The organism is Nocardioides sp. GCM10030259 (assembly GCF_042666375.1).
GTDB lineage: Bacteria > Actinomycetota > Actinomycetes > Propionibacteriales > Nocardioidaceae > Nocardioides.
Genome location: NZ_JBHTDF010000008.1, coordinates 417754 through 436967, shown reverse-complemented (window position 1 = coordinate 436967; position 19214 = coordinate 417754). Strand labels below are relative to the sequence as shown.

Below are 19214 nucleotides of genomic sequence, written 5' to 3'. Positions count from 1 at the left end.
ACTACGCCGAACGACTCGCGAGCGGGTACGACGCGGTCGGCGACGGCGACGGCGACGGCAACGGGACCGAGGACTGCCACGGGCACGGCTCGCACGTCGCGGGCACGATCGGCGGTACGACGTACGGCGTCACCGACGGCCTGCTCGGTGCCGCCACCTCGGGCGTGCTCTCGGGCACCAACGGGTCGTCCGACCTGCTCTCGAACACAGGGTTCTGAGGTTCAGTCCTCCAGGAGGCGGAGCTCCTCGTCGACGTACGGGTCGACCTGTCCGGCGGCGTCGAGCTCGGCCTTCAGGGAGCGCTGCATCGCGAGCGCCTCGGTGGTGCGGCCGAGGTTGCGCAGCGCCCACGCGACCATCCAGCGGGCGACGCGGATCTCGCCGGCTCCGCCGATGCGCTCACGGGCGGCCAGGGCCTGCTCGAAGGGTGCCAGGGCCGCTCCGAAGTCCCCGGCGTCGGCGTGGACCATGCCGATGTTGTTGAGGATCGAGGCGTCCCAGTCGCGGGCCTGCTGGTCGTCGGACCGTGCGGCGAGCTCCAGCGCCCGCTCGTTGATCGCCAGCCGGTCGCCGGGGTCGGCCACCAGCGCCTGCATGTGCAGCGCGTCGACGCGCAGCGCGTCGAGCCCCGCCCGGGCGGCGGTCTGCTCGGCGGCGTCGAAGTGCGGTCCGGCCTGCTCAGGCTCACCGGCCGAGCGGAGCAGCCGGCCGCGCTCGAGCGAGACGCGCGTCGCGACCTCGTCGTCGCCGGTGGCCAGGTCGTCGAGCAGCGCGTGCCCCTCGTCGTACCGCTCCTGGAGGCCGAGCGCGCGGACCACCTGGGTCAACAGCACCAGGCGATCCCGGCCCTCGGCGACCTCGGCGGCGGCTCGGAGCCGCTGCTCCGAGCCGGCCGGGTCGTCGAAGTCCCAGAGGGCGCGCAGGTCGGTCACCTACCCATGGTGACCGTCGCGGACCGTCAGGCGAAGTCCTGCGCGCTGAACTCGCGCGGCTCGACGAGCACGATCCAGTTGCCGGAGTTGTCGCGACACAGCGCCTCGACGCCGTACGGCCGCTCCTCGGGCTTCTGGAGGAACTCCACGCCCTTGGCGCTCAGCTCCTCGTAGGTCTTCTGGCAGTCGTCGACGTTCATGCCGAGGCCGTGGAGACCGCCGCTCGCGCGCTCGCGCTGCATGGCGGCGACGAACTCGTCGGAGAACGGCGGGCCCGGCGTCGTGAGGTGGACGGCGAGCTCCGGCTGGCTCGGGTGGTTGACGGTGCACCAGCGGTAGCCGTCACCGAGGGTGATGTCGTCCTTGAGCTCGAAGCCGAGGACGTCGACGTAGAAGTCGCGAGAGGCGTCGACGTCGTCGACGAAGACCGATGCGATGGCGATGTTGGTGATCATGCGACCACGCTAGGAGCGATCAGCGTCGTCCTGCTTCTCCTGGCTTGCGGACCGTTCGGCCAGTCCCCACTGGAAGATGTAGCAACCCGGGATGCGTGGCGCCCCGGCCTCGGCGTACCTCCGCTGGAACTCGCTCGGCGTCTCGCCGACCAGCGCGCGGAACCGGCTGCTGAACGACCCGAGGCTCGAGAAGCCCACTGCGTGGCACACCTCGGTGACGGTGAGGTTCGTGGCGCGCAGCAGGTCCTGGGCGCGCTCGACGCGGCGTTCGGTGAGGTACGTCGCGGGCGTGCGGCCGTAGGTGGCCTTGAAGAGCCGCTGGAAGTGGAACTTGCTCAGCCCGGCGATGCCCGCGAGCGTGTCGAGGTCGAGCGGCTCGGTGTAGTGGCGGTCGGCGTGGTCGCGCGCCCGCCGCAGGTGGACCAGCACGTCGCCGGGTGCTCGGAGGGTGGTCACCGGCCCGCCAGCCGGCGTCGCAGCTCCGCCTCGCGGGCCAGCCGACGCGCGTCGCGGTCGCGGCGCTCGGCCACGACGGCGGCGAGCAGTGCCTCCGGCGGGGTGCCCGGCGGTGGAGGCGGCGACACGTGCTCGCTGACCGCGGCCGCGAGTCGCCGGCCGAGGTCCGCGCTCGCCTGCGGGTCGATCTGGTGCGCCCGCCCGAGGTACTGCCGCACCGCGAGCGCGAGCCCGGTCGGCAGCGCGGTCATGTCGGCGCCGGCGGCCCAGCCGGCCAGCGGGGGCGGCATCGGCACGGGCTGGGGGAGCGCCAGCCGGACGCGGTCGCGCACGACGTACGTGCCTGCGGCGTAGTCGCCGAGCCGCTTCCCGCGCGGGCTGAGCAGCGCCGAGAAGAACGCCGGGCTGCCGAAGAACATGTAGATCTCGACCACGCCGACGAGCGCCCGGACGAACGCGTGGTGGAAGGAGATCGGGCCCGCGTCGTCGCGCACCGCGCGGAGCCCCATCGCGAGCTTGCCGAGGGACTTGCCGCGGGTGAGCGTCTCGATGGCCGTCGGGAAGACGATCCAGGACACGATGATCGACGCGAGCATCGCCACCTGCAGCAGCGCGTCGTCGGCCTGGAGCGCCGCGATGGTCAGGCCGAGGACGAGCGCGACCAGCAACACCGACGAGGCGACGACGTCGATGAGGCCCGACACGATCCGGGCGCCGAGACTCGCGGGGGGCAGGTCGAGGGCGACCGCCTCGCCGGTGACGAGGTCGTCGGTCGTGAGCGTCGCGAACTCGGGAGCGGCCATCGGCCGTGAGTCTAGGCTCCGCTCATGGACCTCGACGCGTACGTCGCGGCGCACCTCGCCGAGTGGCGCCGCCTCGAGGAGCTGACCCGGCGTCGCCGGCACTCGGGGCCCGAGGCCGACGAGCTGGTCGAGCTCTACCAGCGGGTGGCGACGCACCTGTCGGTGGTGCGCACGTCCGCACCGGACGCGACGCTGGTCGCCTACCTCTCGTCGCTCCTGTCCCGGGCCCGCAACCGCGCGACCGGCACCCGCACCAGCACCTGGGCCGGCGTACGACGGTTCTTCGTCGACCGCTTCCCCGCGGCTCTGTACAGGCTGCGCTGGTGGTGGATCGGCACGCTCGTCGCCAACGTCGTCGTCACCGGGGTGATGATCGCCTGGCTGCTCGGCCACCCCGACGTGGAGCAGACGCTGCTGTCACCCCGGGACGTCGAGCAGCTGGTCTCGCACGACTTCGAGGACTACTACAGCGAGTACGCCGCGAGCCACTTCGCCGCGCAGGTCTGGGTCAACAACGCCTGGGTGGCCGCGCTCTGCATCGCGCTCGGGGTGCTGGGGCTGCCGGTGATCTGGCTGCTGTTCCAGAACATCGCCAACCTGGCGATCATCGGGTCGATCATGATCCGCCACGACCACGGGGGCCACTTCTTCGGCCTGATCCTCCCGCACGGGCTGCTCGAGCTCACGGCCGTCTTCGTCGCCGGCGGCGTCGGGCTGCGGCTCTTCTGGTCGTGGGTCGAGCCCGGCGAGCTCACCCGCACGCAGTCGCTCGCGCGCGAGGGCCGCACCGCAGGGACCGTCGCCCTCGGCCTCGTCGCCGTGCTGCTGGTCAGTGGCGTCATCGAGGCGTTCGTGACCCCGTCCGGCCTCCCCACGTGGGCACGCGTCGGCATCGGCGTCCTGGCCGAGGCGGTGTTCTTCGCCTACGTCTTCGTGCTCGGTCGCCAGGCGTTCCTGCGCGGCCAGACCGGCGACCTCGACGCCGTATTGCTCGAGGACCGGGTCGCCACCCAGGCGTAGCCGATCGGGTCGCCGCAGGTTTCCCCGGTGGGCCGGGGAAACCTGATGTTGTGGGGCGAAACTTCGGCCGAGAAGTTCCGGTTTCCCCGGTGGGCCGGGGAAACCGACGCCGGGCCGCCGACCGGCACCCGCCCTACAGCAACCCCCGCGCCTTGAGCGACAGGTAGTGGTCGGCGAGCACCGGCGGCAGGTCGTCGGCGTCGAGCACGTCGACACCGAGCGCGCGGAGCAGCCCGGCGGTGTGCCGGCGCCGGCCGACGACCTGCTCAGCGGCCGCGGCGTCGTAGACCTCGTCGAGCCCGTCGCGGGCGGTCGCCAGCTGGTCGAGCTCCGGGTCGCGCACCGATGCCAGCACGACGCGGTGGTGCCGGGTCAGCGTGGCCAGCGCCGGCAGCAGGCCCTCCTCGATCGCCGCGGGCTCGAGCGGAGTCAGCAGCACGACGAGCGCCCGCTGCCGTCCGAACCGGGTGACCGCACCCGCCAGCCCGTCCCAGTCGGCCTCCGCGATCACCGGCTCGAGGTCGGCCATCGCGTCCTGGAGGCGGGCCGCGATGTCGCGGGCGCCGGCGAAGCGGAGCCGGCTGCGCACCCGCCGGTCGCCGGCGACGAAGTCCACCCGGTCGCCGGCCCGCGACGCCAGCGAGGCGAGCAGCAACGCGGCGTCCATCGCCGAGTCGAGCCGGGGTACGTCGCCGATCCGGCCGGCCGACGTACGCGACGTGTCGAGCACCAGCACCACCCGGCGGTCGCGCTCCGGCTGCCAGGTGCGTACGACGACGTTGCGGCTGCGGGCGCTGGCCCGCCAGTCGATCGAGCGCACGTCGTCGCCGCGGACGTACTCGCGCAGGGAGTCGAACTCCGTGCCCTGGCCGCGCACCCGGACGGCGGCCCGTCCGTCGAGGTCACGCAACCGGGCCAACCGGCTCGGCAGGTGCTTGCGGGACTCGAAGGGCGGCAGCGCGCGCACCGCGCCCTCGACCCGGCGGGTGGCCTGGCGCGACGCGAGCCCGAGCGGGCCACGCAGCCGGACGGTGACGCCGACGGCGCGCAGGTCGCCGCGGCGACGGGGCAGCAGCGGGGTCTCGAGCAGCACCCGGTCACCGGGAGGGAGGACGACGCGGTGGCGGTTGCCCTTTGCCCCGGCCGTCGGCTGCCACGCGTCGCGGACGACCCCTGCGAGCCGGCGGCGGGAGGAGTTCGTGGCGACGAGGACGCTCGACGTCGGGTCACCGAGCCGGACCGAGCCGGTCGGTCGCCGCTCCAGGGACAACGACCTCGGTGCGGGCGCGAGCAGCACGTCGACGGCGACGAGCAGGCCGACGGCGAGCACCCACAGCCACGTCGTGCTCGCCTCCGGGCGCAGCAGCACCGCCACCACTCCCAGCAGGAGCAGCAGCGGGACCCGTCCGGAGATCGCCATGGCTACCTCGGGACCGGCACCGAGCCGAGCGCGGACGCCAGCACCTGGGCGACCTCGACGCCCTCGAGCTCGGCCTCGGGCCGCAGCCCGAGCCGGTGCACGAGCGTCGCGTGGGCGAGCGACTTCACGTCGTCGGGCGTCACGAAGTCGCGGCCGTTCAGCCACGCCCAGGCGCGCGCCGACTTCAGCAGCGCGGTGGCGCCGCGCGGGCTGACGCCGAGGCTGAGCGACGGCGACTCGCGGGTCGCGCGGGCGATGTCGACGACGTACCCCGCCACCTCGGGGCTGACCTGCACGGTGCCCACCGCCGCCCGTCCGGCCTCGATGTCGCCGGGCCCGGCCACCGGTCGTACGCCGGCTGCGGCGACGTCGCGCGGGTCGAACCCGCTCGCGTGTCGGCGCAGGATCTCGAGCTCCGCCGCCCGGTCGGGCACCGGCAGCACGACCTTGAGCAGGAACCGGTCGAGCTGGGCCTCGGGGAGCGGGTAGGTGCCCTCGTACTCCACGGGGTTCTGCGTCGCCGCGACCAGGAACGGCCTCGGCAGCGGTCGCGAGACGCCGTCGACCGAGACCTGGCCCTCCTCCATCGCCTCGAGCAGCGCCGACTGGGTCTTCGGGGGAGTGCGGTTGACCTCGTCGGCGAGCAGCAGGTTGGTGAAGATCGGGCCCTCGCGGAAGGACAGCTCGCCCTGGCGGCTGTCGATCACCATCGAGCCCGTGATGTCGCCGGGCATCAGGTCCGGCGTGAACTGCACGCGCCGCGTCTCCACCGACAGCGCGCCGGAGAGCGTGCGCACCAGCAGCGTCTTCGCGACGCCCGGAACGCCCTCCATCAGCACGTGTCCACCGCACAGCAGTGCCACCAGGAGCCCCGAGACGGCGGCGTCCTGTCCGACGACGGCCTTGGCGACCTCGGTGCGTACGGCGTGGAGCCGCTCGCGCGCCTCGTCGCCGCTCGACGGGGTGGTCGTCTCGCTCAACGGTGTGCCTCTCTCTCGAGCTCGGCCAGGTGTTCGGCCAGCGTGATCAGGTCGTGGTCGGTGGTCGGCGGGGGAGCGTGCGGCCCGAGGAGCGCGTCGATCTCGGCCTCGGGCCGGCCGGTGTGGCGGGCCAGGTCACGTACGAGCGCGGCCGGATCGGGCCGCGACCCGAGCCGGAGCCGGTCGGCGACGCGGCGACGTGCGGCGGCCCGCAGCACCTCGGCCGCGTGCGCCCGGTCGCCGGCCCTGCGGTAGAGCCGCCCACGGCTCCGGGTCGTCTCGATCGCCTTCACGGCCACCGGCAGCGGCTCGACCGCCAGGGGACCGAGCCTGCGGGACCGCCACAGCAGCAGGGCGAGCGTCGCCACCCCGGCCAGCACGAGGCCGGGCCGCAGCCAGTCGGGCAGCAGCGACGACAGGCTCACGCCGTCGCCCGCCTGCAGGTCGTCCAGCGTCGGCACGTACCAGACGAGCCGCTCCGACTGACCCAGCAGTCGCAGCGCGACCGCCGCGTTGTCGGCCCGCAGGACCTGGTCGTTGGTCAGCGCCTCGCCCGCGCCGAGGAGCACCAGCCCCGGACGCGGCTCGGCCAGCAGCGCCCCCTCGTCGGTCGGGAAGCACCCCGCCCCCGGGTAGCCGACGGCCCGGTCGACCGCGACCGACAGGTCGGCGTACGTCGGGTCGGCGCAGTCGGCCGCGACCGCCTCGTCGGGCGCGACCATGGTCGGGACCGGCACGTCGAGCACCTCGGCCAGGCCGGGCGCGGCCTCGACCAGCACGAGGCGGGCGTCGCCGGCGTGGTCGAGCAGCCGGCGGGTGGTGCTGCGCCCGAGCTGCGTGGTCGAGGTGACCACGACCGTCGTGCCGGGGCCGACCTCGGTGCGGTCGAGGTCGTCGGCGCTGCGCACGACGTCGACGTCCACGCCCTGGTCGGCGAGCACCTGCGCGACGGCGCGCGCCCCGTCGAGGTCGGGGGAGTCCGGGTCGAGGTATCCCTGGCCGCGGTCGTCGGTGGCGGTCAGCAGCACGACGGCGAGCGCGGCGAGCAGTCCGAGCACCACGACCAGGGTGGAGCGGTGCCGGCGAAGTCGCCCCGGGGCCCGCTCGGGGGCGGCGGTCGTCATCGGCGAGCTCCTGCCAGGGCGTCGTCGAGCGCGAGCACGTCGACGGCCTGGTCGCGGGTGGCCGGGCGCCCGCCGTACAGCACGGCGTCGAAGAGGGCGGCGCTGCCGGCGACCCGGGACCTCAGGTCGGGGTGCAGGCTGCCGAGGAGGTCGGCGACCTCGCGGGCGGTGGCCCCGGGCCGGTCGTCGAGCCAGCCGCGCTCGACCTGGCGGACGGTCAGGGCGCGGAAGCCCTCGACCACCGCGACGGCCGGCCGGCCCTCAGCCAGGGCCTGCTCGGCGGCGGCGCGCAGATCCGCGGCGGTCGCCCGCCGGTCCTCCACCACGGGGCCCGGGGCGCCGGCCACGCGCGGCGTTCGCCGGACGCGCGAGACCAGCCACGCCAGCGCCAGCCCGAGCAGCAGGAACGCCACGATCGCGAGGAACGTCGACAGCGGTGGCGCGTCGGCCGCGGCGTCGATCGTGCCGCCGACGAGGCGGTCGAGCCAGTCCAGGAGCTGCTCGATGACGTTGCGCTCGTGGTACTCCGGGTGGACGAGCTCCCGCCCGAGCAGCGACCGCGCCTCGTCCCCGGAGGGGTCGAGCGGCGGCTCCACGGCGTACGCCGACAGCGGGGTCACGGGGCGGTGATCCCCGCCTGGGTCATCAGCTCGACGTCGTACGCCTCCTTGCGGATGCGCTGGTCGAGGTACTGGAGCGAGGTCACGGCGGCCGTGAACGGAGCGACGAAGGCGGTCGACACGACCGTGCCGAGCGCGTTGACGACGACCATCAGGAGGAGCGCGATGCCGGCGTCGTCCGTGAGGAGGCTGAGCACGGGCCCGAGGATCGCGAACGGCACGGTGAGGATCTGGGCCGCGACCGAGGTGACGACGAGGGTCAGCAGCCCGATGCCGAACGTGCGCCAGAACTGCCGGCGGGTCAGCGACACCGCGCGGCCGAACCCGCGGGAGATGCCGGTCCGCTCGATCATCAGGGCCGGCACGGCGAGGTAGGTGAGCCGGATCCAGAGCCAGCACCCGAGGGCCAGGGCCACCGGCACGGTCACGACGAACCACACGGCGGGCACCTCCCAGGAGGGCGAGGCCAGCACCACGAAGATCGAGGCGAGCACGTAGCCGCCCAGCAGGCCGAGCCACATCAGCCCGATCATCGTGGTGAGCCCGACCAGCCGCCACCGGCTGCCGCGGGTGGCGGCCCACGCCTCGCCGAGGCTCAGCCGCCGCCCGATCGCCGCCGCCGCGGTCACGTGGGCGATCATCCCGGTCACGAAGATCAGGCCGACGTACTGCAGCACGGACCCGAGCCCGATCGCCGCGAGCGCGGTCACCCCGCCGATCGCGTCGGCGGTGTCCTCGGAGGTGGAGCCGGAGAAGTCGACGGCCAGGGTGAGCACCGCGGTGCCGAGGACCGGGAGCACCATCGCGATCGCGGCGACCAGCACGGCCGAGCCGACCGTCGCCTTCGGGTTGAACCGGATGATCCGGAACGCCGCGTCGTAGATGTCACCGAGCCCGAGCGGCCGCAGCGGCATCGCGCCGGGCTTGTGCGCGGCGCCGAGCATCCCGGGCGCCCAGCCGGGCGGAGGTGGTGGCCCGCCGGTCGGCGGCGGTGCTGGCCACCCGGGCGGCGGCGCCTGCCATCCGGGTGGCGGCGGTGGTCGGCCGGCGGGGTCGTGCCCTGGCGGCGGGAACGACTGGGTGCCCGACATGGGCACATCCTGTCAGTGCTGTGCCTGCTGCGGGACGGCATGACTCGGCAGCACGCACGCCGTGTCGAGGCCGAGCACGTGGTTGAGGCGGCCGAAGGCCAGCCAGGCGCCCAGGCACATCGAGATCTCGACGATCTCCTTGTCGGTGTAGCAGGCCTTCATCCGCGTCCAGAACCCCGCGTCGAGACCCTGGTGGTCGAGGGCGTACCGCTCGGCGTACTCCGCGGCGAGCCGGGTCCGCTCGTCGAAGTCCCGCGTCGTGCGCCAGCTCGTCACGGCGTCGGCGAAGGTGTCCTCGACCGTCACGCCGTCGCGCTCGGTGCGCCAGTCCTGGCAGAAGAGGCAGCCGTTGATCTGCGCGATCCGCAGCCGCGCGGCCTCGAACTCCCGCAGCCCGAGCGTGGTGTGCTCGTAGACGCTCGTGGAGTACGTCGAGGCCGGGATCCCGATCGCGGGCACCATCTCGCCCCACACGTAGAGGATGGGGTCCTTGTCCTCGGGCAGGTCGATGATCACGATGTGCTCCTCCTCGGGATGCGCCCGCTCGCGGGGACGAGCGGTACGTCGAGCCCGTCGTACAGACCGGGCGGTGCTGCGGTCAACCAGGGGATCGCGTTGACCAGGCGGTTCGCGGCTGTCGCGTTGCCGCCGGCGGCGCGGTTGCCGCCCTCGTCGGTGGCCTCGAGGCTGACCTCGATGCGCGGGCGTCCCTCGATCACGACCCGGTGCGCGCCCGCTCCGCCGTCGGGCGGCGTCGGCCAGTCCGGGGCACAGCCGGGATCGATCCGGGTGACGTGCTCGACGACGATCCTGGGGACGCCGTCGACGACGCCCTGCACCTCGAACCGCAGCGCACCCTGGCTGCCCGCCTCGAACAGCCCCATCGCGTTGGTCACGTCGGCGTCCAGCGGGAGTCGCTCGAGCGTCTCCCGGATCTCGTCGAGCTCGACGCCGAGCGCCCGCGCGATCATCCGGACCTGCCCGCCCCACACCATCGTCGGCACTCCGGCGGCCACCATCGGCGGCTCGTAGCCCATCGGCTGGCCCATGCCGACGAGGAGGCGCACCGAGTCCGGCTGGTCGTAGGTGGAGTAGTCGAAGATCTCCTGGCAGCGCACCTCGTCGACGGTGCCGGCCATCGCGCTCACCAGCACCGGCAGCACGTCGTTGCCCCAGCCCGGGTCGACCCCGCTGGCGAACAGTGCGCTCGCCCCCTCCTCGGTCGCCGCCAGCAGGGGAGCGGTGACCTCCGCGGGAGCGTGGCGCGGGTCGTAGAGCGCGTACAGCGCCGGGGTGACCACGGTCGCGCCCGCCCGCAGGCACCGGGCGACGTCGGCGAGCGCCGCGTCCGGACGGACGTCGCCCGAGGCCATGTACGCGACGGCGCCCGCGCCACCGAGCGTGGCCAGCGCCGCCTCGACGTCCGTGGTGGCGGGTACGCCGAGCGCGTGGTCCAGGCCCGCGAGCTCGCCGGCGTCGCGGCCGGCCTTGGCGGGGGAGGAGACGACGACGCCGGCCAGCACCAGGTCCGGGTGGGCGGTGACGGCGCGAATCGCCGCGCGCCCCATGTTCCCCGTCCCCCAGACGATCACGGGTACGCTCGACGCACCGTCCGAGGACGCGAAGTAGAACGTGTTCTCGTCCGGCATGCAGCGACTTTAGCCCACCCGCGCGGATCCCGCCGGAGTGGATTTGGTGTCGCGCCCGATCTCTGCCAAGATAGTCCGGTTGCTTCGGCGGGTTGCCGGGGTGCACCGCACATCTTGACTTCTGAATCGCGTCTCCTGGACAGCCTCAGTCGTCTGCGCGTGCGGCAGCACCGAACCTGGAGACCCGATCTGCTCGACGACCGTCGGGCGCCACCAACAAGCAAAGGCGAGATCCCGGTCTCGTGTTGCGCCCCAACAGCGCGACACGCCCGACCGCGGGGGTCGGAGCCGGAGCGGTGGGAAGCACGGGCGGGACCGACTCAAGCCCGAGGACGCCCCGGAAAACGCACGCGGTACAGAACGAGTGAGGACAGAGAGACCTATGGCGGGACAGAAGATCCGCATCAGGCTCAAGGCCTATGACCACGAGGTGATCGACACCTCGGCGCGCAAGATCGTGGACACGGTCACCCGCACGGGTGCCAAGGTCGCCGGCCCGGTGCCGCTGCCGACCGAGAAGAACGTGTACTGCGTCATCCGCTCGCCCCACAAGTACAAGGACTCCCGCGAGCACTTCGAGATGCGCACCCACAAGCGCCTCATCGACATCATCGACCCCACGCCGAAGACCGTCGACTCGCTGATGCGCCTCGACCTCCCTGCCGGCGTCGACATCGAGATCAAGCTCTGAGGTTCTACTGACTATGAGCACTTTCGAACGCAACGTGAAGGGCCTGCTGGGCACCAAGCTCGGCATGACCCAGGTCTGGGACGAGAACAACCGCGTCGTCCCCGTGACCGTCATCGACGCCGGCGCCAACGTCGTGACCCTGGTCCGCACCCCCGACACCGACGGCTACAACGCCATCCAGGTCGGGTACGGCGAGATCGACGGCCGCAAGGTGACCAAGCCGCTCGCCGGCCAGTTCACCAAGGCCGGCACCACCCCGCGTCGCCACCTGGTCGAGATCCGCACCGCCATCGCCGCTGAGTTCACGGTCGGCCAGGAGCTGCCCGTCGACACCTTCGCCGCGGGCGACGACATCGACGTGACCGGCACCAGCAAGGGCAAGGGATTCGCCGGCACGATGAAGCGCCACGGCTTCGCCGGTGTCTCGGCCTCGCACGGTGCCCACCGCAACCACCGCAAGCCGGGCTCGATCGGCGCCTGCGCCACCCCCGGCCGCGTGTTCAAGGGTGTGCGCATGGCCGGCCGGATGGGTTCCGACACGGTCACCACCCAGAACGTCACCGTCCACGCCGTCGACGTGGAGAAGGGCCTGATCCTCCTCAAGGGCGCCGTTCCCGGCCCCAAGGGTGGTCTCGTGGTCCTCCGCTCGGCCGCCAAGAGCTCCATCACTGCTGGCAAGGAGGTCTGAGCATGGCTACCACCAAGAAGGCTGCTGCGCCGAAGAAGGCCAAGGTCGACCTTCCCGCCGAGATCTTCGACGTCGAGGTCAACGTCCCGCTGATCCACCAGGTCGTCGTGGCCCAGCAGGCCGCCGCGCGTCAGGGCACCCACGCCACCAAGACCCGCGGCGAGGTCCGCGGCGGTGGCCGCAAGCCCTACAAGCAGAAGGGCACCGGCCGCGCCCGCCAGGGCTCGACCCGCGCGCCGCAGTTCGCCGGCGGTGGCACCGTCCACGGCCCGCAGCCGCGCAAGTACGACCAGCGCACGCCCAAGAAGATGAAGGCCGCCGCGCTCCGTGGCGCCCTCTCCGACCGGGCCCGCAACGACCGCATCCATGTCGTCGAGTCGCTGATCAGCGCCGAGGCCCCGTCGACCAAGGCCGCCCTGGCCGCGCTGTCGACGCTCTCGGAGCGCAGCAACTTCCTCGTCGTGCTGGAGCGCACCGACTCCGTCACCTGGCTGTCGCTGCGCAACGCCCCCGAGGTGCACATCGTGGCCGTCGACCAGCTCAACACGTACGACGTGCTGGCCGCCGACGACGTGGTCTTCACCCAGGGTGCGTTCGACGCCTTCGTGAACAAGACCGAGGAGGCTGCCAAGTGAGCACCCTGCACAAGGACCACCGCGACATCCTGCTCGCGCCGGTCGTGTCCGAGAAGAGCTACGGCCTGCTCGACGCGAACAAGTACACCTTCCTGGTGCACCCCGACGCGAACAAGACCGAGATCAAGATCGCGGTCGAGAAGGTGTTCAACGTCAAGGTGACGTCGGTCAACACGATCAACCGCCCGGGCAAGACGCGCCGGACCCGCAACGGCCTCGGCAAGCGCAAGGACACCAAGCGCGCGATCGTCAGCCTGGCCGAGGGCCACCGCATCGACATCTTCGGAGGTCCGGTCTCCTGACCGGGCGCTGGAACGAGGACTGAAGACACATGGCAATCCGCAAGTACAAGCCGACCACCCCGGGCCGTCGTGGCTCGTCGGTCGCTGACTTCGTCGAGATCACCCGGACCACGCCGGAGAAGTCGCTGACGCGTCCGCTGCCCAAGAAGGGCGGCCGCAACAACCAGGGCCGGATCACCACCCGGCACCAGGGTGGTGGCCACAAGCGGGCCTACCGCATCATCGACTTCCGTCGCTACGACAAGGACGGCGTGCCGGCCAAGGTCGCTCACATCGAGTACGACCCCAACCGCACCGCGCGCATCGCGCTGCTGCACTACGCCGACGGCGAGAAGCGCTACATCATCGCGCCGAAGGACCTGTCGCAGGGCACCCGCGTGGAGTCCGGCCCGAACGCCGACATCAAGCCCGGCAACAACCTGCCGCTGCGCAACATCCCGGTCGGTACCACCATCCACTGCGTGGAGCTGCGTCCGGGCGGCGGCGCGAAGATCGCCCGCTCGGCCGGCAACTCGGCCCAGCTCGTCGCCCGTGAGGGCTCGCGCGCCACGCTGCGCATGCCCTCCGGCGAGATGCGGTTCGTCGACGTGCGCTGCCGCGCGACCGTCGGCGAGGTCGGCAACGCCGAGCAGTCGAACATCAACTGGGGCAAGGCCGGCCGCATGCGGTGGAAGGGCAAGCGCCCGACCGTCCGTGGTGTCGTCATGAACCCGGTCGACCACCCGCACGGTGGTGGTGAGGGCAAGACCTCCGGTGGTCGCCACCCGGTCTCGCCCTGGGGCAAGCCCGAGGGCCGTACGCGCAAGCGCAAGGCCTCCGACTCCCAGATCATCCGCCGTCGCAAGTCCGGCAAGGGTAGGAAGTAACTGAGATGCCTCGCAGTCTGAAGAAGGGTCCCTTCGTCGACGGCCACCTGCAGAAGAAGGTGGACGCGGAGAACGAGAAGGGCTCCCACAACGTCATCAAGACCTGGTCGCGCCGCTCGATGATCGTCCCGGACATGATCGGTCACACGATCGCGGTCCACGACGGTCGCAAGCACGTGCCGGTCTTCGTGACCGACGCGATGGTCGGCCACAAGCTCGGGGAGTTCGCTCCCACCCGCACCTACCGCGGGCACGTCAAGGAAGACCGGAAGGGGCGCCGTCGATGACCACCGACCGCCAGCGCGTCAGCGCGCGCCGCGAGTCGCTGCTCGGCGACCAGCCGGGCGCGTTCGCCAGCGCCCGCTACACGCGGATCACCCCGATGAAGGCCCGCCGTGTCGTCGACATGGTGCGCGGTCTGCCCGTCGAGGAGGCCTCGGCCCTGCTGCAGTTCGCGCCGCAGGCCGCCTCCGAGACCGTCCTGAAGGTGCTGGAGAGCGCAGTCGCGAACGCCGAGACCACTGAGGGCCTCGACACGAACGACCTGGTCATCTCCGTCGCCCAGGTCGACGAGGGCCCGACCATGAAGCGTTGGCGTCCGCGTGCGCAGGGTCGTGCGACCCGCATCAACAAGCGCACCAGCCACATCACGCTCGTCGTCCAGCCGGCCGACGCGGTGGAGAAGAAGGCGACCGCCAAGAAGAGGAAGAGTGCCTGATGGGCCAGAAGATCAACCCGAACGGTTTCCGTCTGGGCATCTCGACGGACCACAAGAGCCGTTGGTACGCCGACAAGCTCTACAAGTCGTACGTCGGCGAGGACGTCGCCATCCGCAAGCTGCTCTCCAAGGGCATGGAGCGGGCCGGCATCGCCAAGGTCGAGATCGAGCGCACCCGTGACCGCGTCCGCGTGGACATCCACACCGCGCGTCCGGGCATCGTCATCGGCCGCCGCGGCGCCGAGGCCGACCGCATCCGCGGCGAGCTCGAGAAGCTCACCGGCAAGCAGGTCCAGCTGAACATCCTCGAGGTCAAGAACCCCGAGATCGACGCGCAGCTGGTCGCCCAGGGCGTGGCCGAGCAGCTGTCGGGCCGCGTGCAGTTCCGTCGCGCGATGCGCAAGGCGATGCAGACCTCGATGCGCTCCGGTGCCAAGGGCATCCGGATCCAGTGCTCCGGCCGCCTCAACGGCGCCGAGATGTCGCGCACCGAGTTCTACCGCGAGGGCCGCGTGCCGCTGCACACCCTCCGCGCCGACATCGACTACGGCTTCTACGAGGCCCGCACGACCTTCGGCCGCATCGGCGTGAAGGTCTGGATCTACAAGGGCGAGGTCGCCGGCACCCGTGCCGAGCGCCAGGCCCAGGCCGCCGCCCGCGCGGGCGTCCCCGGTCGTAGCGGTCGTCCGTCGCGTGGCGGCGACCGTCCGACCCGCGGCTCGCGCGGCGACCGTCCGTCGCGTGCGGACCGTGGCGCCGAGGCGCCCGCCACCGAGGCTCCCGCCGAGGCTGCGGCGCCGGCGGCTGAGACCCCGAAGGAGGGCTGACCCATGCTGATGCCCCGTCGTGTCAAGCACCGCAAGCAGCACCACCCGAAGCGGACCGGTGCGGCCAAGGGCGGCACCCGCCTCGCCTTCGGCGACTTCGGCATCCAGGCGGTCGAGGGTCACTACGTGACCAACCGCCAGATCGAGTCGGCCCGTATCGCGATGACCCGCCACATCAAGCGTGGCGGCAAGGTCTGGATCAACATCTACCCGGACCGTCCCCTCACCAAGAAGCCGGCTGAGACCCGCATGGGTTCCGGCAAGGGCTCGCCCGAGTGGTGGGTGGCCAACGTGAAGCCGGGCCGTGTCATGTTCGAACTCTCCGGTGTTTCGGAGGACGTTGCCCGCGAGGCCATGCGCCGCGCGATGCACAAGCTCCCCATGAAGTGCCGCTTCGTCTCCCGTGAGGCAGGTGAATTCTGATGGCGACCAAGGCTCACGAGCTCGACGAGCTGAACGCCGTGGACCTCGAGTCGAAGCTGCGCGAGGCCAAGGAGGAGCTCTTCAACCTCCGCTTCCAGGCGGCCACCGGCCAGCTGGAGAGCCACGGCCGGCTCCGTACGGTCAAGAAGGACATCGCCCGGATCTACACCGTGGTGCGCGAGCGCGAGCTCGGCATCCGTCCCACCCCGGGCCAGGACAGCACTGAGGATGGTGACGCATGAGCGAGCAGACCGCTGAGCGGAACGCCCGCAAGGTCCGTGAGGGCCTGGTCGTCAGCGACAAGATGGACAAGACCGTGGTCGTGTCCGTCGAGGACCGCGTGAAGCACGCGCTGTACGGCAAGGTCATGCGCCGCACGAGCAAGCTGAAGGCGCACGACGAGAAGAACGAGTGCGGCATCGGCGACCGCGTGCTCCTCATGGAGACCCGCCCGCTGTCGGCCACCAAGCGCTGGCGCGTCGTCGAGATCCTCGAGAAGGCCAAGTAGTCCACCCGTTCGGCCAGGCTCACCGCCCGCTGAGGCGATGAGAACCGGCACGACAACCAGGAGAAGAAATGATTCAGCAGGAGTCGCGACTCAAGGTCGCCGACAACACCGGTGCGAAGGAGATCCTCTGCATCCGTGTTCTCGGTGGCTCGGGTCGGCGCTACGCGGGGATCGGCGACGTCATCGTCGCCACCGTGAAGGACGCGATCCCCGGTGGCAACGTGAAGAAGGGTGACGTCGTCAAGGCCGTTGTCGTGCGCACCGTGAAGGAGCGTCGCCGTCCCGACGGTTCGTACATCCGCTTCGACGAGAACGCCGCCGTCATCCTCAAGAACGACGGCGAGCCGCGAGGCACCCGCATTTTCGGCCCCGTGGGCCGCGAGCTGCGCGAGAAGAAGTTCATGAAGATCATCTCGCTCGCGCCGGAGGTGCTCTGACTCATGGGCAAGAACAGCGTGAACATCAAGAAGGGCGACACCGTCAAGGTGATCGCCGGCAAGGACAAGGGTGCCGAGGGCAAGGTCATCCAGGTGCTCCGTGAGGAGCAGCGGGTGATCGTCGAGGGTGTCAACCGCGTCAAGCGGCACACCAAGGTCGTCAACCAGGGCGGCCGCGCCGGCACCACCGGCGGCATCATCACCACCGAGGCCCCGATCCACATCTCCAACGTCATGCTCGTCGACGGCGACGGTGTGACCCGGGTCGGCTTCCGCCGCGACAAGGTCACCAAGCGCCGTCCGGACGGCTCGACCTACGAGGCCGAGCGCTCTGTCCGCATCTCGCGCAAGACCGGCAAGGACATCTGATGACCGAGACCACCACCTCTGCTTCGGTCGCGCCGCGTCTGAAGACCCGCTACCGCGAGGAGATCCTCCCCGCGCTCAAGGCGGAGTTCGACATCCAGAACGTCATGCAGGTGCCCGGCCTGACCAAGATCGTGGTCAACATGGGCGTCGGCGAGGCGGCCCGCGACTCGAAGCTGATCGAGGGTGCGGTCAAGGACCTCACCGCGATCACCGGCCAGAAGCCGCTGGTCACCAAGGCCCGCAAGTCCATCGCGCAGTTCAAGCTGCGTGAGGGCATGCCGATCGGCGCGCACACCACGCTGCGCGGCGACCGGATGTGGGAGTTCCTGGACCGCCTGCTGTCGCTGGCGCTGCCCCGGATCCGTGACTTCCGCGGTCTGAACCCCAACCAGTTCGACGGTCGCGGCAACTACACCTTCGGTCTCACCGAGCAGGTCATGTTCCACGAGATCGACCAGGACAAGATCGACCGGTCCCGCGGCATGGACATCACGATCGTCACCACCGCCACCAACGACGAGCAGGGTCGCGCGCTGCTGAAGCAGCTCGGCTTCCCGTTCAAGGAGAACTGACATGGCGAAGACCGCGCTCAAGGTCAAGGCCGCTCGCAAGCCGAAGTTCGCTGTCCGCGGCTACACCCGCTGCCAGCGCTGCGGCCGGCCGAAGGCCGTCTACCGCAAGTTCGGCCTGTGCCGCATCTGCCTGCGGGAGATGGCGCACCGCGGCGAGCTGCCCGGCGTCACCAAGTCCTCCTGGTAATCCCTCAAACACGTTGAAGGTCGTCCCGCCACAGCGCGGGCCGAAACCACGGCGAGAAAGAACCACATCATGACGATGACTGACCCGATCGCAGACATGCTCACCCGTCTGCGCAACGCCAACCAGGCGTACCACGACGCGGTGTCGATGCCCTACAGCAAGCTGAAGGCCGGCGTCGCGGAGATCCTCCAGCAGGAGGGCTACATCACGTCGTTCGACGTGCAGGAGCCGGCCGAGGGCGAGGTCGGCAAGACGCTGACCATCACGCTCAAGTACGGCCGCAACCGGGAGCGCTCCATCGCGGGCGTCCGCCGGATCAGCAAGCCCGGTCTCCGGGTCTACGCCAAGCACACGGGTCTCCCGAAGGTGCTCGGCGGCCTGGGCGTCGCGATCATCTCGACGAGCCAGGGCCTGCTGACCGACCGCCAGGCCAACCAGAAGGGCGTGGGTGGGGAAGTCCTCGCCTACGTCTGGTGACGACGAGAACTGCGAAGGAGTAGAAGAGCATGTCGCGCATTGGCAAGCTTCCGATCGCGGTCCCGTCGGGCGTCGACGTCGCGATCGACGGCCCCGTGGTGACGGTGAAGGGCCCCAAGGGCACCCTCTCCCACACCGTGGCGAACCCGATCACCGTCGAGAAGTCGGACGGCGTCCTCGACGTCAAGCGGCCCGACGACGAGCGTGAGAGCAAGGCGCTCCACGGCCTGACCCGCACGCTGGTCAACAACATGGTCGTCGGCGTGACCGAGGGCTACGAGAAGAAGCTCGAGATCGTGGGCGTGGGCTACCGCGTCCTGTCGAAGGGCCCGACCCAGCTGGAGTTCCAGCTCGGGTACTCGCACCCGATCACGTTCAACGCCCCCGAGGGCATCACCTTCACCGTCGAGGGTCCGACCAAGCTCGGCGTCCAGGGCATCGACAAGCAGCTCGTCGGCGAGGTCGCCGCCAACATCCGCAAGCTGCGCAAGCCGGAGCCCTACAAGGGCAAGGGCGTTCGCTACGCGGGTGAGCACATCCGCCGCAAGGTCGGAAAGGCTGGTAAGTGACCATGGCGATCTCGCTTTCGAACAACAAGCACACCGCGGCGCGGACGAAGTCCCGCCTGCGTCGCCAGGTCCGCGGTCGCAAGAAGCTCAACGGCACCGCCGAGCGCCCGCGCCTGGTGGTCACCCGCTCCTCGAAGCACATCACCGTCCAGGTCGTCGACGACCTGGTGGGCAAGACCCTCGCGTCTGCGTCCACCATGGAGGCGGACCTGCGCGGCTTCGAGGGCGACAAGACCGCGAAGGCCAAGAAGGTCGGCGAGCTCGTCGCCGAGCGGGCCAAGTCGGCCGGCGTCTCGGACGTCGTGTTCGACCGTGCCGGTAACAAGTACCACGGTCGCGTCGCGGCCCTGGCCGATGGCGCCCGCAGCGGCGGCCTGACCTTCTGATCGCGAAGA

30 protein-coding genes are annotated in these 19214 nt (G+C 71.2%); 19 read left to right on the top strand and 11 right to left on the bottom strand.

The features are described from left to right. Positions 1-221 precede the first annotated feature (221 nt). The 4 genes from ACFQQI_RS10800 to ACFQQI_RS10785 are packed head-to-tail and all read right to left on the bottom strand — an operon-like array spanning position 222 to position 2646. The gene (locus ACFQQI_RS10800; RefSeq protein WP_378562181.1) at positions 222-932 is read right to left on the bottom strand and encodes a tetratricopeptide repeat protein; all 711 of its coding nucleotides are present in this window, start codon (positions 930-932) and stop codon (positions 222-224) included. 26 nt (positions 933-958) lie between these two features. Continuing rightward, complete coding sequence (locus ACFQQI_RS10795) at positions 959-1387, bottom strand: VOC family protein (protein WP_378562178.1); 429 nt, start codon at positions 1385-1387, stop codon at positions 959-961. Positions 1388-1396: 9 nt separating this feature from the next. Continuing rightward, the gene (locus tag ACFQQI_RS10790) at positions 1397-1843 is read right to left on the bottom strand and encodes a helix-turn-helix domain-containing protein (RefSeq protein WP_378562175.1); all 447 of its coding nucleotides are present in this window, start codon (positions 1841-1843) and stop codon (positions 1397-1399) included. Further along, positions 1840-2646 carry an RDD family protein gene (locus ACFQQI_RS10785; protein WP_378562172.1) on the bottom strand — a complete coding sequence of 269 codons (807 nt, stop codon included), beginning with the start codon at positions 2644-2646 and terminating at the stop codon, positions 1840-1842. The genes ACFQQI_RS10790 and ACFQQI_RS10785 overlap by 4 nt, the downstream gene beginning before the upstream one ends. A gap of 24 nt (positions 2647-2670) precedes the next feature. On the opposite strand from ACFQQI_RS10785, the gene ACFQQI_RS10780 reads away from it, so the two are divergent. Next, entirely contained in the window at positions 2671-3666 is a 996-nt protein-coding gene (locus tag ACFQQI_RS10780) for a stage II sporulation protein M (RefSeq protein ID WP_378562169.1), read from the top strand. Between the two features lie 133 nt (positions 3667-3799). On the opposite strand, the gene ACFQQI_RS10775 is transcribed toward ACFQQI_RS10780, so the two are convergent. From ACFQQI_RS10775 to ACFQQI_RS10745, 7 genes are read right to left on the bottom strand one after another with little or no spacing between them, the layout of a single operon-like run. Then, positions 3800-5086, bottom strand: coding sequence for a DUF58 domain-containing protein (locus ACFQQI_RS10775; protein ID WP_378562166.1), 1287 nt, complete (start codon positions 5084-5086; stop codon positions 3800-3802). Between the two features lie 2 nt (positions 5087-5088). Then, a complete protein-coding gene (locus ACFQQI_RS10770) occupies positions 5089-6066 on the bottom strand; it encodes an AAA family ATPase (protein WP_378562163.1) in 978 nt (325 codons plus the stop codon). Next, positions 6063-7190: a DUF4350 domain-containing protein gene (locus ACFQQI_RS10765; protein WP_378562160.1), complete on the bottom strand. Its 1128-nt coding sequence runs from the start codon at positions 7188-7190 to the stop codon at positions 6063-6065. Before ACFQQI_RS10765 ends, ACFQQI_RS10770 begins: the two co-directional genes overlap by 4 nt. Continuing rightward, positions 7187-7810 (bottom strand): DUF4129 domain-containing protein, encoded by a 624-nt coding sequence (locus ACFQQI_RS10760; RefSeq protein WP_378562157.1) that lies wholly within the window; start codon positions 7808-7810, stop codon positions 7187-7189. The genes ACFQQI_RS10765 and ACFQQI_RS10760 overlap by 4 nt, the downstream gene beginning before the upstream one ends. Next, the gene (locus ACFQQI_RS10755; protein WP_378562154.1) at positions 7807-8901 is read right to left on the bottom strand and encodes a hypothetical protein; all 1095 of its coding nucleotides are present in this window, start codon (positions 8899-8901) and stop codon (positions 7807-7809) included. Before ACFQQI_RS10755 ends, ACFQQI_RS10760 begins: the two co-directional genes overlap by 4 nt. Before the next feature lie 12 nt (positions 8902-8913). Next, complete coding sequence (locus tag ACFQQI_RS10750; protein WP_378562151.1) at positions 8914-9417, bottom strand: carboxymuconolactone decarboxylase family protein; 504 nt, start codon at positions 9415-9417, stop codon at positions 8914-8916. After that, a complete protein-coding gene (locus tag ACFQQI_RS10745) occupies positions 9414-10550 on the bottom strand; it encodes a dihydrodipicolinate reductase (RefSeq protein ID WP_378562148.1) in 1137 nt (378 codons plus the stop codon). The genes ACFQQI_RS10750 and ACFQQI_RS10745 overlap by 4 nt, the downstream gene beginning before the upstream one ends. A 382-nt stretch (positions 10551-10932) precedes the next feature. On the opposite strand from ACFQQI_RS10745, the gene rpsJ reads away from it, so the two are divergent. From rpsJ to rplR, 18 genes are all read left to right on the top strand, one after another. Then, positions 10933-11241, top strand: coding sequence for a 30S ribosomal protein S10 (gene rpsJ, locus ACFQQI_RS10740; protein WP_008360994.1), 309 nt, complete (start codon positions 10933-10935; stop codon positions 11239-11241). A 13-nt stretch (positions 11242-11254) separates the two neighbouring features. Continuing rightward, positions 11255-11929, top strand: a complete 675-nt coding sequence (rplC, locus tag ACFQQI_RS10735) for a 50S ribosomal protein L3 (protein ID WP_378562145.1) — start codon at positions 11255-11257, stop codon at positions 11927-11929. 2 nt (positions 11930-11931) lie between these two features. Beyond that, positions 11932-12564, top strand: coding sequence for a 50S ribosomal protein L4 (gene rplD, locus ACFQQI_RS10730; protein ID WP_378562142.1), 633 nt, complete (start codon positions 11932-11934; stop codon positions 12562-12564). Further along, positions 12561-12866 carry a 50S ribosomal protein L23 gene (gene rplW / locus ACFQQI_RS10725; protein WP_275745851.1) on the top strand — a complete coding sequence of 102 codons (306 nt, stop codon included), beginning with the start codon at positions 12561-12563 and terminating at the stop codon, positions 12864-12866. The genes rplD and rplW overlap by 4 nt, the downstream gene beginning before the upstream one ends. 29 nt (positions 12867-12895) lie before the next feature. After that, positions 12896-13732, top strand: a complete 837-nt coding sequence (rplB, locus tag ACFQQI_RS10720; RefSeq protein ID WP_378562138.1) for a 50S ribosomal protein L2 — start codon at positions 12896-12898, stop codon at positions 13730-13732. A gap of 5 nt (positions 13733-13737) precedes the next feature. Further along, positions 13738-14019: a 30S ribosomal protein S19 gene (rpsS, locus tag ACFQQI_RS10715; protein ID WP_243058885.1), complete on the top strand. Its 282-nt coding sequence runs from the start codon at positions 13738-13740 to the stop codon at positions 14017-14019. Then, entirely contained in the window at positions 14016-14450 is a 435-nt protein-coding gene (gene rplV / locus ACFQQI_RS10710) for a 50S ribosomal protein L22 (RefSeq protein WP_378562134.1), read from the top strand. The genes rpsS and rplV overlap by 4 nt, the downstream gene beginning before the upstream one ends. Beyond that, on the top strand, positions 14450-15277 hold the full coding sequence (gene rpsC, locus ACFQQI_RS10705) for a 30S ribosomal protein S3 (protein WP_378562131.1): 828 nt from the start codon (positions 14450-14452) through the stop codon (positions 15275-15277). The genes rplV and rpsC overlap by 1 nt, the downstream gene beginning before the upstream one ends. Before the next feature lie 3 nt (positions 15278-15280). After that, positions 15281-15700, top strand: coding sequence for a 50S ribosomal protein L16 (gene rplP / locus ACFQQI_RS10700; RefSeq protein ID WP_378562128.1), 420 nt, complete (start codon positions 15281-15283; stop codon positions 15698-15700). Next, positions 15700-15942: a 50S ribosomal protein L29 gene (gene rpmC / locus ACFQQI_RS10695; RefSeq protein ID WP_378562125.1), complete on the top strand. Its 243-nt coding sequence runs from the start codon at positions 15700-15702 to the stop codon at positions 15940-15942. The genes rplP and rpmC overlap by 1 nt, the downstream gene beginning before the upstream one ends. Continuing rightward, positions 15939-16208 (top strand): 30S ribosomal protein S17, encoded by a 270-nt coding sequence (gene rpsQ, locus ACFQQI_RS10690; RefSeq protein WP_378562122.1) that lies wholly within the window; start codon positions 15939-15941, stop codon positions 16206-16208. Before rpmC ends, rpsQ begins: the two co-directional genes overlap by 4 nt. A 68-nt stretch (positions 16209-16276) precedes the next feature. Next, on the top strand, positions 16277-16645 hold the full coding sequence (rplN, locus tag ACFQQI_RS10685) for a 50S ribosomal protein L14 (protein WP_011757324.1): 369 nt from the start codon (positions 16277-16279) through the stop codon (positions 16643-16645). 18 nt (positions 16646-16663) lie between these two features. Next, positions 16664-17014 carry a 50S ribosomal protein L24 gene (rplX, locus tag ACFQQI_RS10680; RefSeq protein WP_378562314.1) on the top strand — a complete coding sequence of 117 codons (351 nt, stop codon included), beginning with the start codon at positions 16664-16666 and terminating at the stop codon, positions 17012-17014. Further along, positions 17014-17586: a 50S ribosomal protein L5 gene (gene rplE, locus ACFQQI_RS10675; RefSeq protein WP_378562119.1), complete on the top strand. Its 573-nt coding sequence runs from the start codon at positions 17014-17016 to the stop codon at positions 17584-17586. Before rplX ends, rplE begins: the two co-directional genes overlap by 1 nt. A gap of 1 nt (position 17587) precedes the next feature. After that, entirely contained in the window at positions 17588-17773 is a 186-nt protein-coding gene (locus tag ACFQQI_RS10670) for a type Z 30S ribosomal protein S14 (protein ID WP_011757321.1), read from the top strand. A 69-nt stretch (positions 17774-17842) separates the two neighbouring features. Further along, positions 17843-18250 carry a 30S ribosomal protein S8 gene (gene rpsH, locus ACFQQI_RS10665; protein WP_378562116.1) on the top strand — a complete coding sequence of 136 codons (408 nt, stop codon included), beginning with the start codon at positions 17843-17845 and terminating at the stop codon, positions 18248-18250. Between the two features lie 29 nt (positions 18251-18279). Then, positions 18280-18819: a 50S ribosomal protein L6 gene (rplF, locus tag ACFQQI_RS10660; RefSeq protein ID WP_378562113.1), complete on the top strand. Its 540-nt coding sequence runs from the start codon at positions 18280-18282 to the stop codon at positions 18817-18819. Positions 18820-18821: 2 nt separating this feature from the next. Further along, positions 18822-19205 (top strand): 50S ribosomal protein L18, encoded by a 384-nt coding sequence (gene rplR, locus ACFQQI_RS10655; RefSeq protein WP_378562109.1) that lies wholly within the window; start codon positions 18822-18824, stop codon positions 19203-19205. Positions 19206-19214: the final 9 nt, after the last annotated feature.

What these genes read in the sequence shown, in the direction of transcription:
- rplE (WP_378562119.1), top strand. Translation starts at nt 17,014, where the DNA reads ATGACCGAGACCACCACCTCTGCTTCGGTCGCGCCGCGTCTGAAGACC.
- rplR (WP_378562109.1), top strand. Translation starts at nt 18,822, where the DNA reads ATGGCGATCTCGCTTTCGAACAACAAGCACACCGCGGCGCGGACGAAG.
- ACFQQI_RS10745 (WP_378562148.1), bottom strand. Translation starts at nt 10,550, where the DNA reads ATGCCGGACGAGAACACGTTCTACTTCGCGTCCTCGGACGGTGCGTCG.
- rpsC (WP_378562131.1), top strand. Translation starts at nt 14,450, where the DNA reads ATGGGCCAGAAGATCAACCCGAACGGTTTCCGTCTGGGCATCTCGACG.
- ACFQQI_RS10755 (WP_378562154.1), bottom strand. Translation starts at nt 8,901, where the DNA reads ATGTCGGGCACCCAGTCGTTCCCGCCGCCAGGGCACGACCCCGCCGGC.
- ACFQQI_RS10780 (WP_378562169.1), top strand. Translation starts at nt 2,671, where the DNA reads ATGGACCTCGACGCGTACGTCGCGGCGCACCTCGCCGAGTGGCGCCGC.
- ACFQQI_RS10795 (WP_378562178.1), bottom strand. Translation starts at nt 1,387, where the DNA reads ATGATCACCAACATCGCCATCGCATCGGTCTTCGTCGACGACGTCGAC.
- rplD (WP_378562142.1), top strand. Translation starts at nt 11,932, where the DNA reads ATGGCTACCACCAAGAAGGCTGCTGCGCCGAAGAAGGCCAAGGTCGAC.
- ACFQQI_RS10670 (WP_011757321.1), top strand. Translation starts at nt 17,588, where the DNA reads ATGGCGAAGACCGCGCTCAAGGTCAAGGCCGCTCGCAAGCCGAAGTTC.
- rpmC (WP_378562125.1), top strand. Translation starts at nt 15,700, where the DNA reads ATGGCGACCAAGGCTCACGAGCTCGACGAGCTGAACGCCGTGGACCTC.
- rplC (WP_378562145.1), top strand. Translation starts at nt 11,255, where the DNA reads ATGAGCACTTTCGAACGCAACGTGAAGGGCCTGCTGGGCACCAAGCTC.
- ACFQQI_RS10775 (WP_378562166.1), bottom strand. Translation starts at nt 5,086, where the DNA reads ATGGCGATCTCCGGACGGGTCCCGCTGCTGCTCCTGCTGGGAGTGGTG.
- ACFQQI_RS10765 (WP_378562160.1), bottom strand. Translation starts at nt 7,190, where the DNA reads ATGACGACCGCCGCCCCCGAGCGGGCCCCGGGGCGACTTCGCCGGCAC.
- rpsJ (WP_008360994.1), top strand. Translation starts at nt 10,933, where the DNA reads ATGGCGGGACAGAAGATCCGCATCAGGCTCAAGGCCTATGACCACGAG.
- rpsS (WP_243058885.1), top strand. Translation starts at nt 13,738, where the DNA reads ATGCCTCGCAGTCTGAAGAAGGGTCCCTTCGTCGACGGCCACCTGCAG.
- rplP (WP_378562128.1), top strand. Translation starts at nt 15,281, where the DNA reads ATGCTGATGCCCCGTCGTGTCAAGCACCGCAAGCAGCACCACCCGAAG.
- rplB (WP_378562138.1), top strand. Translation starts at nt 12,896, where the DNA reads ATGGCAATCCGCAAGTACAAGCCGACCACCCCGGGCCGTCGTGGCTCG.
- rplV (WP_378562134.1), top strand. Translation starts at nt 14,016, where the DNA reads ATGACCACCGACCGCCAGCGCGTCAGCGCGCGCCGCGAGTCGCTGCTC.
- rpsH (WP_378562116.1), top strand. Translation starts at nt 17,843, where the DNA reads ATGACGATGACTGACCCGATCGCAGACATGCTCACCCGTCTGCGCAAC.
- rplF (WP_378562113.1), top strand. Translation starts at nt 18,280, where the DNA reads ATGTCGCGCATTGGCAAGCTTCCGATCGCGGTCCCGTCGGGCGTCGAC.
- rpsQ (WP_378562122.1), top strand. Translation starts at nt 15,939, where the DNA reads ATGAGCGAGCAGACCGCTGAGCGGAACGCCCGCAAGGTCCGTGAGGGC.
- ACFQQI_RS10785 (WP_378562172.1), bottom strand. Translation starts at nt 2,646, where the DNA reads ATGGCCGCTCCCGAGTTCGCGACGCTCACGACCGACGACCTCGTCACC.
- rplN (WP_011757324.1), top strand. Translation starts at nt 16,277, where the DNA reads ATGATTCAGCAGGAGTCGCGACTCAAGGTCGCCGACAACACCGGTGCG.